Genomic DNA, 14605 nt, shown 5'->3' on the forward strand with positions numbered 1-14605 from the left:
GAGCGCGCATGGACTTCAATTTAGCACGTGATTTTTGCAGCAGGCTTCCGGGGGCTGTAGTCGAGACCAAGTGGGGTTCGGATCTGGTGTTTTCGGTCGGAAAAAAAATGTTTGCGGTGAGTTGGTTAAGAGACGATGTCTTACGCAATTTCAGTTTCAAGGTAGAAGACCAGCGTTTTTTGGAGTTTACCGACAGGCAGCACATCATTCCGGCACCGTATATGGCACGCGCCAAATGGATACAAGTGGTCGATGCCACGGCGATGAGCGACGCTGAAGCAGAAGAACTATTGCAGCATTCTTACCAACTCATTTTTTCAAAATTAACCAAAAAACTGCAACGAGAGATAGCACATGAGTGAATATCTGGATGCCCTGGAGACTCGCAATCCGCACAGCCGCGAGCAAGCCTTGATGACACGCCTGCCGCAGCTGATAACGCAAGCGCAAAGCGCCGCCGGTTGGGCTAGCATATTGCAAGGCGTGAACGCCGCCGACATTCGTAGCCGTAGCGCGTTAGCGCAACTGCCGGTCACGCGCAAATCAGATCTGCAAGCCTTACAGCGCCAGCAGCGTCCGTTTGGCGGACTCAACAGCACTGCGCCGCAGCAGTTAAAACGCATCTTCATGTCGCCCGGCCCTATCTTTGATCCGGAAGGCCGCGCACAAGATTGGTGGCGCTTCGCCCGGCCCATGTACGCCGCCGGATTGCGTAGCGGTCACCTGATACAAAACTGTTTCTCGTATCATTTCACACCGGCTGCGTATATGGCAGAAGGTGGCGCCGCCAAACTCGGTTGCGTGATTATTCCGGCAGGTAGCGGGCAAACCGAAATGCAGGTGCAAGCCATCACAGAGTTGCGTCCGGATGCGTATATAGGCACGCCTAGCTTCTTAAAAATTATCATAGAAAAAGCACTGGAACTGGGTGCAGACATTTCTAGCTTGCAGCGCGCCGTGGTCGGTGCCGAAGCGCTGCCGCCTTCCTTGCGCACGTGGTTGCAGCAGCATGGAGTGCCGCTGGTATTGCAAATGTATGCCTCGGCCGACATCGGCAATATCGCCTATGAAACCACGACCGATGGCCAGATCAATCCCGGCATGGTATTGGACGAGGATCTGATCATAGAAATCGTCAGACCAGGTACTGGCGACCTGGTGGCAGAGGGCGAAGTCGGCGAGGTCGTGATCAGCTCGTTTAATCTGGATTATCCCTTGCTGCGTTTCGGCACCGGCGACATGTCTGCGATCCTGCCCGGCATCTCGCCCTGCGGCCGCAGCAATACCCGCATCAAGGGCTGGATGGGGCGCGCCGACCAGACCACCAAGGTCAAAGGTATGTTCGTCCACCCTTCACAAGTGGCCGACATCATCAAGCGCCATCCTGAAATCGGCAAGGCTAGACTGGTGGTGACAGGTGAAATGGCGAACGACGCTATGACCCTGCAGTGCGAGCTAGTGAACCAGAGCGTAGCCGAAAACGAGAGCCTGCAAGCGAAGCTGGTGGCGAGCATACGTGAGGTCACCAAGCTCCGCGGCGAGGTAAGCTTTGTCGCCGCAGGCAGCCTGGCCAATGACGGCAAGGTGATAGATGATGTACGCAAGTATGAATAGCGGGTGGGGTGTGGCGACTCTCCAATCAACAACACATGCCACTGTCTTGATTGTAAATCGGAAATATTCGGCCTATGATGAAATTTCCTTTCCTCGCTTTTAAGGTTCCAATGAAAAACTATCTATGTACTCTGGCATTCCTTTTTAGCAGCATTTTGTCTATGCAGACTATCGCAGCTAATGAGCGCGGCAATGCCGAAGATGCGGTGGCACTCGTCAAAAAAGGCATGGCCGCGATCAAAGCAAATGGAGCGGAAGCAGCCTACGCCGCCATCAGCGATAGCAAGGGGCAGTTTGTCGACCGGGATCTGTATCTATTTGTCTTTGATGCCACTGGAAAAACCCTGGCGCACGGTGCCAATTCAAAACTTATCGGTAAAAGCCTGTTAGAGCTGAAAGACGCCGATGGCAAATACTTTATCAAGGATTTTTTATCCCTAGCCGACAAAAAAGGCAAAGGCTGGGTCGATTACAAATGGCCACACCCCATCAGTAAAGACATAGAACACAAATCCACCTACATAGAAAAGCTGGAAAACGGCACTATCATAGGCTGCGGAATTTACAAATAGGCAGTTAGCGCTAGCACCCGCTGCAACGAAAAAACGGCAACTCGTTCATGAGTTGCCGTTTTTTTTCGACCTGCAACACTAGATTGCTTAAACCATCCTCAGCAGCTAATGCCCAGCGCGGATTGCTTAGCCAGCCTAATTCGATTCCTTAATCAAACGCCCCGAAGTTTTTTGTATCGGCCTGGCGTTCATAGGATACAGACGGCTGAAGATCGCCAGTTGTTCTGGCGAGATCTCTATGTTTTCTTTCATCACTAGCCACAGCACACCTTCGCTGCAAGGCGGCGTGGTGAGTGAACCCATGTAGGTATAGTAATCACGCTTGGTTGGCAATAGCTGATTCAGATCCATGGTACTGAGTGCCTGTACCGATTCGTTTTTTTCTAATGGTAGATTATTCCAGACGCTTTGCACCAGAGCTTGCGCCTTGCCGCGCTCTATCAAGACCGCCACTACTGCCAGTTTGCCGTCGCCGCCTTTGTGCACCAGATGCACCACCATCTCAAAACCCTTGCCGTTGATACGCTCTTCAGATGGTTTATGGAAATGAAATTGCAAAAGCTCGTAGTTTTTACCCGAGACATTGATGTAATTGCCTGCGCCCATATTCACTTGTACGGTGTGACCATTGTCGATCACGCTAAAACGCGAGGGTTTGTAATCAAAAGTGAGCGGATCGAGATCGACATGGATGCCGTCGCGGATGTCTATCGGTGACTGGCGCTCGCCACTGTCACAAGTGGCATAGGACGGGTTGAGTTTGCCCCAGCTTAAAGGGCCGCCTTCGCCTTCATAACTCCAGTGGATGGCGCTATGCGCGCTGGCACCGGCCAGAGCTGCGGCGTTGGCAGCATGTCCTTCGGCTGCAGCTTTAGGTTTTACTTCAGCATGCTCAGTACGCTTGACTGGCGGTGCATAGCTTCTGACTACCGGGCGCGGGGCCATTTTGGCGGCATCGTCTTTTTCTTTGCGCAGTATCGACAATCTTTCAGCTATCTTCACCGCCAGCTCATCGGCCGCCAGCGCCTCTTTAGCGCGCGCAGCTTCGGCCGATTTTGCTTCTTTGTCTTTGCTCGCTTTACTCGATTTACCTTCTTTGCTGTCTTTGCTACTGGACTTGCTTTCCTCTTTATCAGGCATGTCTTCCTTGGAGGAAGCTTGTTTGATGGGCTTAGCAGGCGGATCGTTGGCGAGGGCCGATCCACAGATCAGCAGTGATACCAACACGGCAGATAGACGGCGCATAAAATGGTCAATCAAAAAAGAGGAGATGGTCTGGTTACGGCTCCCTAGTCAAAAACTTGAATTCTTCGGAGCAATATTTTTTGAGGCATCTCGCTGCGCACGCTCACAAAAAAATAATGGCATCACCTGGATGCCATTATTTGCCACACTTAGTCTGCGATTAGCTGGACAGCACGCGCGCCTTGGCGGCTTCGAATTCTTCCTTAAGGCGACTGACAATTTCGGCTACCGATGGTGCATCGTGCATCAAGCCTACACCCTGACCTGCGCCCCAGATATCGCGCCAGGCTTTGGCGCTACCTGAGCCGGAACCGAAGTTCATCTTGGTTTTGTCTGCGACTGGCAAGTCATCCGGATCGAGGCCGGCGGCGATGATGGATTTTTTCAGGTAATTGCCATGCACACCGGTAAATAAATTCGTGTAGACGATGTCGACGGCAGCGGATTCTATGATGGCATCGCGATAAGCCTGATCGACGTTGGCTTCTTCGGTAGCGAGCCAGCGCGAACCTATGTAGGCAAAATCGGCGCCCATGGCCAAAGCTGCCAACACCGCGTCACCAGTGGCGATAGAGCCGGACAAGGCGATCGGGCCTTTGAAGAATTTACGCACTTCACCCACCAGCGCGAACGGCGACAAACCACCGGCATGGCCGCCGGCACCGGCCGCTACCAGGATCAAGCCATCGACGCCCGCTTCTAAGGCTTTTTGCGCATGACGGATAGAGATCACGTCATGCAAAACAATACCGCCGTAACTGTGGATCGCATCCATCATCTCTTTTGGCGGTGCGCGCAGTGACGAGATTATGATAGGCACCTGATGTTTAACGCACATGGCGACGTCGGCCGCCAGTCTGTCATTCGATTGATGGACGATCTGATTCACCGCAATCGGGCCAACCTTGGCATCCGGATTGGCAGCCTGAAATTCTGCCAGTTCGGCTTTTAGGTCAGTCAGCCAAGTATCCAATAATTCGGCCGGACGCGCATTTAAGGCAGGGAAAGAGCCGACGATACCGGCCTTGCATTGCGCCGCCACCAGCTTAGGACCACTAGCGATAAACATCGGTGAAGCGATCACCGGCATACTCAAATTTTGTAGTGCTTTTGGCAAATGCGAAGTACTGCTCATAATCAATTTCCTGTCTGGTGGCGCGGTTAAGTTGGTAATTTTAATTGTTGCTGATATGATGTTATCAGAAAAAACGTTGTTTTTCACTTTGAATATGAGATGGTTTTTTTATGAGTAAAATAAAAGTCGTCGATTTCCGCCAGGCTCAGGACGAGCTACGCATCTCGCTGCGTCAGGGTATGTTAGACGCCGCCTCACGCTTGCTGGTAGAAGAAGGTGCCGCCGCACTGACAGTGCGCAAGGTGGCAGACGCGGTCAATTGCTCGACCACACTGTTGTATTCCATCTTCGGCGGCAAGGATGGCTTGTCTAATGCCCTATATCTGGAAGGCTTCGCCCGCTTCAAGCAAGATTTTGCCGAGTTTCAAAATAATCTCAGCGCCAGCAATCTCAGTACAAAAAATCTCGACGCCAACCAGTCAGGCCTAAGCCTCAGCAGCACCGCCACTCAGGGCATAGACCGGCTATGGTTGTACGCGGCCAGCTATCACGATTACGCGCGCCGCAATCCCAGCTACTACATGGTAATGTTTGGCGATGCCATTGCGGGCTTCGTGCCGCCGCTGGAATCGCGCACCGCGGCCTGGGAATCCTTCACGCCGCTGATCGCCGAATTTGAGCAATGCATGCAAGATGGTAGCCTGCCCGCCTCCAACCCCGGCATGGCGGCGCGCCTGCTGTGGTCGGCCATGCACGGCGTGATCAGCCTGGAACTAAAAGGCTATTACCTGAAAAAAGAACATTCGGACGAGCTGTATCGCGCCGCAGTGCGCGCCGTCCTGTATTCACTCGTCCATCCAGAAAACTAATCCTAATTAATCCTAACAACCACCAGGAGCCGCCATGACTTACCAATGTTTTGAGTTCAACATCAGCAACAAGATCGCCCACCTGCAATTGAACCGCCCAGACAGCATGAACACCATGCAACCGGTATTTTTCCGCGAACTGGTCAGCATCTTGCAAGGCTTGCAGCGCGACGCCAGTGCCCGCGCTCTGGTGATCTCGTCCACCGGCAAGCATTTCACCGCCGGTATGGCGCTGGACGTCTTTGCCGGCGGCGGCATGACACTGGACGATACCAGCGCCATCGGCCGTGCGAATATCTCCTTGGTGCTGCAAGACATGCACCAATCGTTTAACCTGATCGAGCAACTGCGCATGCCAGTGATTGCCGCCATCCACGGTGGCTGCATAGGCGGCGGGGTCGATCTGATCTGTGCTACCGATATCCGTCTGGCCAGCAAAGATGCCTTCTTCTGCATACAGGAAATCAATATCGGCATGACCGCCGATCTGGGCACGCTGCAACGCTTACCTAAGCTGATTCCGGAAGGCATAGTCCACGAAATGGCCTATACCGGCCGCCGCCTGCCTGCCGCACGTGCACTGGCCGTGGGTCTGGTCAATGAAGTCTTCGAAACTCAGGAAGCAATGCTGGAAGCGGCCATGCTGATGGCGGCAGAAATCGCACAAAAACCACCGGTAGCCATCTGGGGCAGCAAACAGGCGATCCACTACGCCCGTGACCATTCCACCCACGACGCGCTGCAACAAATGGGCTGGCTGCAATCGGGCATCTGGCAAAGCGCCAACCTGATGGAAGCCTTCATGGCCAAACAGCAGGGACGCCCGACCAACTACCCCGACCTGCCTGCCACCAGCTCGTTCGCCGATGCACCGTATCAATTGAAGTAAAGCGACCAAAAAATATCCGCGCAGGCCCGATTAAGCACAGCGAAATCGGGCCCATGCAATCCGCATACTACGCATATTCCATGCGCTTCTTCAAGCCATATTGGCTGGTAAGCCGCGTGGAATATGCGTGTGAGTCAACGACTATTTAGTTTTTGCCGCCAGCCGGCGCGCCTCCCCCCAAGCCCCCACAAATTTATTCACACTATTGCCACTCCCAAGTAAAATTGGGCCGCAAGCTTGCGCCTTTGCGATTTGCTGGTTGCAAAGCTGTGCCCACTTATCCATCAACATAGTTACGTAAACAAGGAGACAAATCATGGCTGGAAATACGATACATCTGCACCGCGTCCTACGCGCACCACCAGAACGCGTGTATCGCGCCTTCCTCAATGCCGAGGCGATGAGCAAGTGGTTACCGCCGAATGGCTATACGGCTAGCGTGCATCACATGGATGCTCAGGTGGGCGGCAGCTTCAGGATGTCCTTCATTAACTTCGCGACCCAGCACAGCCAGTCTTTTAGCGGTGAATATCTGGAGCTGATTCCCAACCAGTTACTACGCTACACCGACCAGTTTGACGACCCCAATCTCCCTGGCACAATACAAGTGACCATCACCCTGAAAGCGGTTTCCTGCGGCACCGATCTGAGCATCGTGCAGGAAGGCATCCCGGAAGTCATACCGGTAGAAATGTGCTATCTGGGCTGGCAGGATTCACTGCTGTCGCTAGCCAAACTGGTAGAAGCCGAGGTTCAATAAGCAGCCTAGCGTGCCTACGCCGTAGGGTGCGCCATGCGCACCATGTGACCTGATATTCACCGAAAATTACCCGCGCCTGATTTTGCATCCGTGGTGCGCATGGCGCACCCTAGCTTTGATCTGAAATGCACACCACGCCACTACGCATATCCCATGCGCTTCTTCTGGCACACTGGCTGCTAAGCCGCATGGAATATGCGTGTTAGCAGAGGTGGCATTTTGATTTTCATTGACACTGTCTGATGTAGAAAGCGCAGTATCCTAGCCAGGAAATGCGCAGTATCTGACTAGAATTAAATCGCAGAGTCGGAATACGCTAGGCTGTTGCTAGCTATTTCGCGAAATTATTTAAAATATGGCGACCCCGCCCAATCAAATAAATCCAGCCATGAGCCTCACTTCAAACAAAAAATCTGCAGAAATTTTATCCATGAGCGGCAGTCCTATTTATCAACACGGTGAAGCTACGCCCTGGTCTGCGCCCGCTGGGGAAGAGTTTATTGCAGAGATTGCGGCACATATAGAAAAGCACCTCGGCCCTGTCGATTTCGTCTTTCATGAGATTGTCTCGGACACCGTTCACATCGATATTCACGTCGTCAAACCAACGCTAGATTTCCCCTATACCAGACTAGTTACTTCAGGTATGAGCGACCTGCCCATGAGCACCCCGGAAGGTATTGATGTCCCTAGATTTGCAGAGTTGCTGATCACGCTACCCGCCAATTGGAAAACCGATCAAGCCTCGTTTGCAGACGAAGCCTGGTATTGGCCGATACGTCTACTCAAGGGTTTGGCGCGACTGCCGCATAAACATGCGACGTGGCTGGGATTTGCGCACACCGTTCCAAACGGCGATCCAGCAGAAGCTTATGCACCGAACACTGAGTTGTGCGGCGCCATCCTATTACCCCCGGCCTGCACAGACTTTCAGGTGCTTGACATTGCTGGCGTAAAATCAATTAACTTCTATGCGGTACTACCGCTGTATGCCAGCGAAATGGATTTCAAATTGCGCTCGGGCAGCAACAAACTATTGGAGCGCTTAGATCGTAAGGGTATCAGTGAGATCGTCGATATTGCCCGCCCTGATGTAACAAGCAAGCGATTTTGGCTATGGTAATGGTTGCTGTTCATCCCGCTATACAAAGCCCTTCTCCCGCCTGCGGGAGAAGGGTTGGGATGAGGGTGGTCCAAATTGAGCGCAATGTTTGATTTTTCATGGTGTTAAGCGCATCAGCTATTTGGAAGCAAACCTTGCTCAAGCACCCTCACCCCTGCCCTCTCCCGCTAGCGGGCGAGGGAGTTTTCCTAGCGGGCTGAACAGTAACTGGTAATAAAGAACAATTCACACCCCGCCACTACGCATATCCCATGCGCTTCTTCAAGCATGTTGGTCTGCGAGCCGCATGGAATATACGTCTCTGGCTTGCCCTTGTTCAGGTTTTTTTAGAAATAGCCACACACATCCAGAGTGAGCCCGCTTTTCTAGCTTAAAATGCGCTCCATAGAAACGCTGGCTGAATCTCTCTTATCCATGCGCATACCATGCGCAGCGGGTGTACTGCCGCTTTCTCATGAAAACCCTTCATCGACTACCTACAGGAGTATGGCATGAGCAGTACTGCAAGCGCACCGCAACGCGAGGTGGCAATACCGGAATTTAAGCAAATTTTGGGGCATCCGGCGCCCCTGTGGATGTTATTCATGGCCGAATTCTGGGAGCGCTTTGCCTTCTACGGAATACGCTGGGCGCTGGTGCTGTACATCGTCAGCCAGTTTTACAGCGGCGATTCCAGCGGCCAGGCGGTCGCCAATCTGACTTACGGATCTTACCTGGCGCTGGTGTATGCCGGCGCTCTTTTTGGCGGCTATATCGCGGATCGCTACCTCGGCTATCAACGCTCGATTTTACTCGGCGCGGTGTTCATGGCCTGCGGCTTGTTCGCGATTTCCTTCCCCGATCCCGATGTGTTTAAGCTAGGTCTGGCCACCATCATCGTCGGCAATGGCATGTTCAAACCGAATATCTCTACCATGGTCGGCAAGCTGTATAGCCTGAACGACACACGGCGCGATTCCGGCTTCACGATTTTTTACATGGGCATTAATGTCGGTGCCTTCTTCGCCCCTATCCTGACCCAATTACTGGCGCAAAAAGTCTTCAATACCGGCGACACACCTGCTTACAAAATCGTCTTCATCGCGGCCGGGATCGGCATGTTGATCAGCCTGATCTGGTTTGCGCTAGGACGCAAGATGCTCAAAGGCATAGGCGCACCACCGGCTGGCGCGCAAAGCCTGGCGCGGGTCGCGTATGTGGCGCTCGGCGCGCTGTGCGTGATACCGCTGATGTATTTTTTACTCGCCGTCGGTGCCCAAAAATTACAAATGCTGCTCACCGTTTTATTCGTCGGTTTGTCGGTAATGCTGTTGCTGGAAGGGATACGCGACGGCAAAGTGGCGCGCGACAAGGCGATTGCGATGCTGATCATCTTCGCCTTCAATATCTTGTTCTGGGTATTTTTAGAGCAAGCCGGTAGCTCGTTTACCTTCCTGGCCGAACATATCGTCAACCGTGATCTGGGTGGCTTCATCTATCCTACCGCATGGTTTCAGAGCGTCAATTCTATCGCCGTGATCGCTCTGGCACCGGTGATCGCCACCATCTGGGTGATGCTGGGGCGGCGCAATGCCAACCCATCGATACCACGTAAATTCGGCCTCGGCCTGATCTTTAACGCGATGGCGTTTGCGCTGCTGATGTTTGCCCTCTCGTCGCTGGTAGACGCCAACAACAAGATCCCGTTCTGGACCCTGATCATGGTCTACGTGATCCAATCGGTAGGCGAACTTTGTCTGTCGCCGATAGGCTTGTCGATGGTCACCAAGCTGGCCCCAAGCCGTCTGGTCGGGCTAGGCATGGGCGGCTGGTTTCTCTCTACCGGCATCGGCAACAACCTCTCAGGCATCTTCGCCAGCCACGTTAGCGGCGACTCTGGCCTGTCAGTACAATCGGCACTAGCCGGCTACACGCTGGGCTTTTATTCTCTGCTAGGCGCAGGCGTATTACTGCTATTGATCGCACCACTGGTGCAGAAGTTAATGCATGGCGTGAAGTAGGCGCATACGTTTGAAAACAAAAAAGCGACCTGCGGGTCGCTTTTTTTATGTTCAGATGCTGCGGCGGGTGTGTGATTCCCCTATACCAATCGCAATTGACGCCGAATTGAAATGCGCGCACGAAAATCAGCAGAATCTGACATTACACTTATTTGCGCGCCATTTTCGAATGTCATGTTAACTGTTTTTTGTTTTTGCATTATCTCTTTTCCACTCATGAATACTATTTTTTCGCGCTGATAAATATTCAATGTACTTCTGATTTTTCTTAACATCGGGATCCGATAGTAAATATTCTATGTCCCTTTCGACTCGCCAACCATGACCTTGCGATGTTGCATTAACAAACGTCTTATAGAATTCATCCAAAAGACTAGTGTTTGTTTTTATTATGTGAACCACGTCGACGCAGCACCATTTACTTATTGGATCCATCTCATGACTAATCTGAGAGATACACCCCTGTAAAAAAACAGTCACAAGATCCATGAAATTATGTCTTAAAGCTGCCTCTAACGGAAAACATCCAACTGAAACCCTTCTATTTTCGTCATGGCATTCCATAGCGCTTTTAAAAGACTCTTCCAAAATAGAATGAGTAGTTGAAGGGGGTGAGTGATCAGCAACTTGTGCTAATGCTTGACATCTGTACCAGGGATGTTTAATGGATTTCGCTAACGTATAAGCGTGCTCAATATCACTCTTTACTTCCAGGTGAACTTGTCCCCTGAGCTTAACGCCAAGCATTATTTCAGCATTGGATGATGAATCGAAGCTACGCATAATTGTTGTGACAGTTAACGAATAGCGTTTATCCGCCGCACCGGAACGCAAAAATAAGATCCGCGGACTACTTGCGACGGATAAACCTTGTTGGACTAAACCGCCTCCGCGGCGGTCACACTGGAGATTGTAAGCGATGCATTGCCGTATTGCGAGTAAGCCTAGCCTGGGTAAATCAGTGAGACCTATTTGGCTTCATCTAATACTCCGTATGAAATTCCAAATATCTGCAGCGCCACTGCGCATATTCTATGCGCTTCTTCAAGCACATAGGCCTACGAGTCGCATGGAATATGCGTGATGGCCGAGGTCGGTTTTAGATATTCTAGGGAGCAAAGATAAGTGGGCGATTACGCGTAGCTAATCGCCCCTACCGCTCTAGCGTTGCGGGTTTCACCCGCACTACCGGGTTCTGGCAAATGTTACGCTAATCGTACCTACGTTTGTTCACCGTCTGGGTCCCTTGGTTAAACCAGGTTTATCAAACACAAATCCCTCTGGAAATTTTGTATTGTCGTTGTAAAACGCGGCTCCAAATATAACCCCTGTCAAATTGGCGTTGGTGAAATCTACATCACAAAGATTCACAGCCCCACCCATGTTATCTTCCAAGAATGACGCACCAGTCAAGTCCGCACCGACGAAACTGGTATCGTTAAAACTCCCCCCGGAAAATTTGGCGTTACGTAAAATTGCACCTTCAAAATTTCCAAAATATGAATGAACTAAATAAAAGTCGCCTCCCGACAAATCTGCTTTAGAAAAATCGGCGTCATCAAAGCCAGTAGCTTCAAAAGAAGCATGCCGCATTATTGCACCACGCAATTCACAGCCATTAAAATTACAACCTTGAAAATAGGTATTCGATTCCACGCTCACTCCCGGCTAACAGTCACAACAATAAATATAAATAGACCTCAATTCAGGGCTGTGGGAATCGCCGCCATCTCAGAAACACATTCGTCTAATTGCCCACTCTCAATGCCCAATGAGTGAACAAACCCTAAGTCCTCGGTTTCTAGAAATTTTCCTACTCGCTTAATTGGCATTGATGTGTTGTGGCTAAGGTTGAATTGAAAGACGCACGCACCGATCAGTGTTCTTTGGAGTTACGTTTATTTGCGTATCATTTTCGAATGATATGTTAAAGGCCATCGCCGACAGATGGCGTGTCGTCAAATACTTCAAGCTCTTCCTTTTTCTTGACTAATGAACGTATTTTTTTAACCGTTCTATTTTTATGTTCGATCCAAAGAATTTCCGCGCCATCCTTTAATTCATCGTGAATCGCTAACAAACTTGTAAGGCCTTCAAATACCCAAGATCTCTTTCTACCATGCCGAGTCCCATCTTCAAACTCAGAAGAAATCTGCGTCGCCAAAGAAACTGCTTTTTCATAAGCGGCCTCACGATCTGGTGCCTGCAAAATGATGGTGTTTTCCCAAGCGAGGCAGCGGCTATTCGGCGCAGGATTCGGCTCATCATCCCAAGCTGCACGTTCAATATACGAGGCGATCCACCAGCCGTAAGGCGTATGGTTGCGATGTGGTATGCCATTCTTCATAGATTTCTAACTCCTTATACCCTTCACCGTGACGGGCGAATCGGACATTTGTCGCGGAACATTCCGAAAAAATACTCCCGAACCTTTTTGCAGCGCCGCTTTGCCGACGCCAGTCGGCTCGATAGATTGGTTAGCTTGCATGCGACTCACCGCGCCCCGTAGAAATGTAGGCCAAGCATGGCGACGATTAAGACGCCAATTAACAGACCGCCCCCGCGAACAACCCAGCCCACAATGACCGCGTATTTTGGCGTGGATTTACCGTCTGGATTGTTAAAACCGCCAGGCAAGTCATCTTCAAGTGCGGCGAACAAGCCATTGGCAAGTATGATAAAAGCGACGATGCCGAAGACCCACCAAAAGCGCCACCCTGCAGCGGCGGAGATGCCTGCGGCAACTGCCGCGACGACAAGCAACCAGATGGCAGGACGCAGTACGTATCTCATGCTAGTTAACGCGTTGGGCACGGTAATGCGCACAACGCGTCGAAGCTGGAGAGTGAGCCCTTGAAAAATTGGCGCGCATAGATATACCTAAATACGCTATGTTAGGCCTCTTCATATTGGATCCAGGTCATTTGGAAATTTGCTTGCGAGCGTCCATTCTTTTTCAGAAAACTCACGATTCAGATCGCGTCGATGCCAAACACGATTTAAATGAGAAAAAACATGTCCCAACTGAATTCTTAAGTCAGTCTCGTCGAATTCCGGATTTTTTTCAATATCGACTATTAACGCAGCTAAATGCTCGCGGGCGTCTTCCAGTTCGTACATTAACCCCGCCCATTCAACAGGATTGGCTTCCTTGTTTATCATGACCCCTTATTCCTTATTGATGTTTGACGCTGAGTTGATCGGCAGTCTATTGTGTCGGTATCGAAAAGAAAATCCCATCTCATTGGATAGCACGCTACTAACCATCGCTTGATGCATAGCGCCAAAATTAAGCCGCACCGCGAAACGGTAACAACATGAATGAATTGTTACCCTCAATGCTGCAACGCCAAACAAAGTGAAGCACAATTGCACCCACCAAGCCGTGCAATCCAAACATTAAAACACCTTCAATGTAGTTGAGCCAGCCGTAGGTAGTTGTGACGCCATCGACTACAAAATGGACATACCGTCCGTGCCAATTGCCACCGGAGGAATAGCCGCTGTAAGTAAAGCCGGGCCACCCCAATAGCGCGACAGCGGCTGATGAAACAACAAAACCAATTACAGCGAAAATGAAGCTGGATAATCGATTTAAGCGGCGCAGGATAAGCAAAGAAGGAATACCCACCAGAATAACAAACGGAGTGGCGATAACGGAGGCAAACAAAGACATGCGGAGTACGTCCATGCTCAGAATATCGGCACCGTTGAAAAGCGTAGGAACAAAAAACACCACCAAGAAGCACAGCGGCTGGACAAAAATGGCGGCGATAGACGCAAGAACGATTGCTTTCATGGCCTCAACATTGAATTGAAAGGCGCACGCACCGATCAGTGTTTTTTGGAGTTACGTCGATTTGCGCCTCATTTTCGAATGTCATGTTAACTTTCTTCATCCTCATTGCTGCAGCCGTAATGTGAAACTTCTAAGCCTATACCTGCACTCGCGGCAAGCTGAATCAGCTTTGGAGGCAAATAAGAAAATTGGGTATAGTGTCCTTGATAAATCGATACACCAAAATCAAGATCAGCATCTTGTACACCCGAGAACGAACTCATTTGGGCGATCGATGATGCATGAATATTTAAAAATTCAATTGCATCTGCGACCTGTCGAGAAAAATCATCAAAATCAGCATCACTGACCAAAAAACAGGCTCCAGAATCACAATGGAATTTCCCTTTAATAATACGAGGTTCGCCTTTTTTCCAAATGCGATAGGCAGGTAGCGGATACTGCGATAGCAGCTCGTCTACCTCCAATGCCTCACCGGAAATTCGTAAAATACTGCTCATTGATGGAGCCTCTCTTGACTGCGAACAAATAGCGTGTATCGGCCCCACCGCAACGAAAAAAAATCTGCCAGCTTCACACTTATAGGAATGAACTGCCTCCGTGGCGGTCACACTGGGGATTGTAAACGATGCGTTTGCGGTATTGCTAGTAATTTAACA

At 50.8% G+C, this 14605-nt stretch carries 17 protein-coding genes; 8 read left to right on the forward strand and 9 right to left on the reverse strand.

Annotated features, from left to right (window positions below; translation table 11 throughout):
* Nucleotides 1-8 precede the first annotated feature (8 nt).
* The 3 genes from ACO0K8_RS10210 to ACO0K8_RS10220 all read left to right on the forward strand — a co-directional run bounded on the left by ACO0K8_RS10210 (nt 9) and on the right by ACO0K8_RS10220 (nt 2186).
* Entirely contained in the window at nt 9-362 is a 354-nt protein-coding gene (locus ACO0K8_RS10210; RefSeq protein ID WP_422946538.1) for an MmcQ/YjbR family DNA-binding protein, read from the forward strand.
* Complete coding sequence (locus ACO0K8_RS10215; RefSeq protein WP_422946539.1) at nt 355-1614, forward strand: phenylacetate--CoA ligase family protein; 1260 nt, start codon at nt 355-357, stop codon at nt 1612-1614. The genes ACO0K8_RS10210 and ACO0K8_RS10215 overlap by 8 nt, the downstream gene beginning before the upstream one ends.
* Nucleotides 1615-1775: 161 nt before the next feature.
* The gene (locus ACO0K8_RS10220; RefSeq protein WP_422946540.1) at nt 1776-2186 is read left to right on the forward strand and encodes a cache domain-containing protein; all 411 of its coding nucleotides are present in this window, start codon (nt 1776-1778) and stop codon (nt 2184-2186) included.
* Between the two features lie 135 nt (nt 2187-2321).
* On the opposite strand, the gene ACO0K8_RS10225 is transcribed toward ACO0K8_RS10220, so the two are convergent.
* Together ACO0K8_RS10225 and ACO0K8_RS10230 are read right to left on the reverse strand one after the other, a co-directional pair.
* Complete coding sequence (locus ACO0K8_RS10225; protein WP_422946541.1) at nt 2322-3431, reverse strand: carbonic anhydrase; 1110 nt, start codon at nt 3429-3431, stop codon at nt 2322-2324.
* A 160-nt stretch (nt 3432-3591) separates the two neighbouring features.
* Complete coding sequence (locus tag ACO0K8_RS10230) at nt 3592-4566, reverse strand: NAD(P)H-dependent flavin oxidoreductase (RefSeq protein WP_422946542.1); 975 nt, start codon at nt 4564-4566, stop codon at nt 3592-3594.
* Between the two features lie 110 nt (nt 4567-4676).
* Here ACO0K8_RS10230 and ACO0K8_RS10235 point away from each other — a divergent pair, with 110 nt between their 5' ends.
* From ACO0K8_RS10235 to ACO0K8_RS10255, 5 genes are all read left to right on the forward strand, one after another.
* Nucleotides 4677-5375: a TetR/AcrR family transcriptional regulator gene (locus tag ACO0K8_RS10235; RefSeq protein WP_422946543.1), complete on the forward strand. Its 699-nt coding sequence runs from the start codon at nt 4677-4679 to the stop codon at nt 5373-5375.
* 34 nt (nt 5376-5409) lie between these two features.
* A complete protein-coding gene (locus ACO0K8_RS10240; RefSeq protein ID WP_422946544.1) occupies nt 5410-6264 on the forward strand; it encodes an enoyl-CoA hydratase-related protein in 855 nt (284 codons plus the stop codon).
* A gap of 316 nt (nt 6265-6580) precedes the next feature.
* Entirely contained in the window at nt 6581-7024 is a 444-nt protein-coding gene (locus ACO0K8_RS10245) for an SRPBCC family protein (protein WP_422946545.1), read from the forward strand.
* A gap of 388 nt (nt 7025-7412) precedes the next feature.
* Complete coding sequence (locus ACO0K8_RS10250) at nt 7413-8147, forward strand: suppressor of fused domain protein (protein WP_422946546.1); 735 nt, start codon at nt 7413-7415, stop codon at nt 8145-8147.
* A gap of 491 nt (nt 8148-8638) precedes the next feature.
* Nucleotides 8639-10147 (forward strand): peptide MFS transporter, encoded by a 1509-nt coding sequence (locus ACO0K8_RS10255; RefSeq protein ID WP_422946547.1) that lies wholly within the window; start codon nt 8639-8641, stop codon nt 10145-10147.
* Nucleotides 10148-10324: 177 nt separating this feature from the next.
* On the opposite strand, the gene ACO0K8_RS10260 is transcribed toward ACO0K8_RS10255, so the two are convergent.
* From ACO0K8_RS10260 to ACO0K8_RS10290, 7 genes are all read right to left on the reverse strand, one after another.
* Nucleotides 10325-10981 carry a hypothetical protein gene (locus ACO0K8_RS10260; RefSeq protein WP_422946548.1) on the reverse strand — a complete coding sequence of 219 codons (657 nt, stop codon included), beginning with the start codon at nt 10979-10981 and terminating at the stop codon, nt 10325-10327.
* A gap of 396 nt (nt 10982-11377) precedes the next feature.
* Nucleotides 11378-11803 (reverse strand): pentapeptide repeat-containing protein, encoded by a 426-nt coding sequence (locus ACO0K8_RS10265; RefSeq protein ID WP_422946549.1) that lies wholly within the window; start codon nt 11801-11803, stop codon nt 11378-11380.
* A gap of 271 nt (nt 11804-12074) precedes the next feature.
* The gene (locus ACO0K8_RS10270) at nt 12075-12494 is read right to left on the reverse strand and encodes a DUF4288 domain-containing protein (protein ID WP_422946550.1); all 420 of its coding nucleotides are present in this window, start codon (nt 12492-12494) and stop codon (nt 12075-12077) included.
* Between the two features lie 146 nt (nt 12495-12640).
* Entirely contained in the window at nt 12641-12940 is a 300-nt protein-coding gene (locus tag ACO0K8_RS10275; protein ID WP_422946551.1) for a hypothetical protein, read from the reverse strand.
* Nucleotides 12941-13051: 111 nt separating this feature from the next.
* A complete protein-coding gene (locus tag ACO0K8_RS10280) occupies nt 13052-13309 on the reverse strand; it encodes a hypothetical protein (protein WP_422946552.1) in 258 nt (85 codons plus the stop codon).
* A 127-nt stretch (nt 13310-13436) separates the two neighbouring features.
* The gene (locus ACO0K8_RS10285; RefSeq protein WP_422946553.1) at nt 13437-13946 is read right to left on the reverse strand and encodes a hypothetical protein; all 510 of its coding nucleotides are present in this window, start codon (nt 13944-13946) and stop codon (nt 13437-13439) included.
* An 86-nt stretch (nt 13947-14032) separates the two neighbouring features.
* The gene (locus ACO0K8_RS10290; RefSeq protein WP_422946554.1) at nt 14033-14446 is read right to left on the reverse strand and encodes a hypothetical protein; all 414 of its coding nucleotides are present in this window, start codon (nt 14444-14446) and stop codon (nt 14033-14035) included.
* Nucleotides 14447-14605: the final 159 nt, after the last annotated feature.

Origin of the sequence: Undibacterium sp. Ren11W (assembly GCF_049340485.1) — a bacterium.
Lineage (GTDB): Bacteria > Pseudomonadota > Gammaproteobacteria > Burkholderiales > Burkholderiaceae_D > Undibacterium.

Bases quoted from the DNA above. Each gene is read 5' to 3' on its own strand.
- ACO0K8_RS10245 (WP_422946545.1), top strand. From the start codon at position 6,581: ATGGCTGGAAATACGATACATCTGCACCGCGTCCTACGCGCACCACCA.
- ACO0K8_RS10290 (WP_422946554.1), bottom strand. From the start codon at position 14,446: ATGAGCAGTATTTTACGAATTTCCGGTGAGGCATTGGAGGTAGACGAG.
- ACO0K8_RS10240 (WP_422946544.1), top strand. From the start codon at position 5,410: ATGACTTACCAATGTTTTGAGTTCAACATCAGCAACAAGATCGCCCAC.
- ACO0K8_RS10235 (WP_422946543.1), top strand. From the start codon at position 4,677: ATGAGTAAAATAAAAGTCGTCGATTTCCGCCAGGCTCAGGACGAGCTA.
- ACO0K8_RS10215 (WP_422946539.1), top strand. From the start codon at position 355: ATGAGTGAATATCTGGATGCCCTGGAGACTCGCAATCCGCACAGCCGC.
- ACO0K8_RS10255 (WP_422946547.1), top strand. From the start codon at position 8,639: ATGAGCAGTACTGCAAGCGCACCGCAACGCGAGGTGGCAATACCGGAA.
- ACO0K8_RS10275 (WP_422946551.1), bottom strand. From the start codon at position 12,940: ATGAGATACGTACTGCGTCCTGCCATCTGGTTGCTTGTCGTCGCGGCA.
- ACO0K8_RS10210 (WP_422946538.1), top strand. From the start codon at position 9: ATGGACTTCAATTTAGCACGTGATTTTTGCAGCAGGCTTCCGGGGGCT.
- ACO0K8_RS10220 (WP_422946540.1), top strand. From the start codon at position 1,776: ATGCAGACTATCGCAGCTAATGAGCGCGGCAATGCCGAAGATGCGGTG.
- ACO0K8_RS10285 (WP_422946553.1), bottom strand. From the start codon at position 13,946: ATGAAAGCAATCGTTCTTGCGTCTATCGCCGCCATTTTTGTCCAGCCG.
- ACO0K8_RS10230 (WP_422946542.1), bottom strand. From the start codon at position 4,566: ATGAGCAGTACTTCGCATTTGCCAAAAGCACTACAAAATTTGAGTATG.
- ACO0K8_RS10225 (WP_422946541.1), bottom strand. From the start codon at position 3,431: ATGCGCCGTCTATCTGCCGTGTTGGTATCACTGCTGATCTGTGGATCG.
- ACO0K8_RS10280 (WP_422946552.1), bottom strand. From the start codon at position 13,309: ATGATAAACAAGGAAGCCAATCCTGTTGAATGGGCGGGGTTAATGTAC.
- ACO0K8_RS10250 (WP_422946546.1), top strand. From the start codon at position 7,413: ATGAGCCTCACTTCAAACAAAAAATCTGCAGAAATTTTATCCATGAGC.
- ACO0K8_RS10270 (WP_422946550.1), bottom strand. From the start codon at position 12,494: ATGAAGAATGGCATACCACATCGCAACCATACGCCTTACGGCTGGTGG.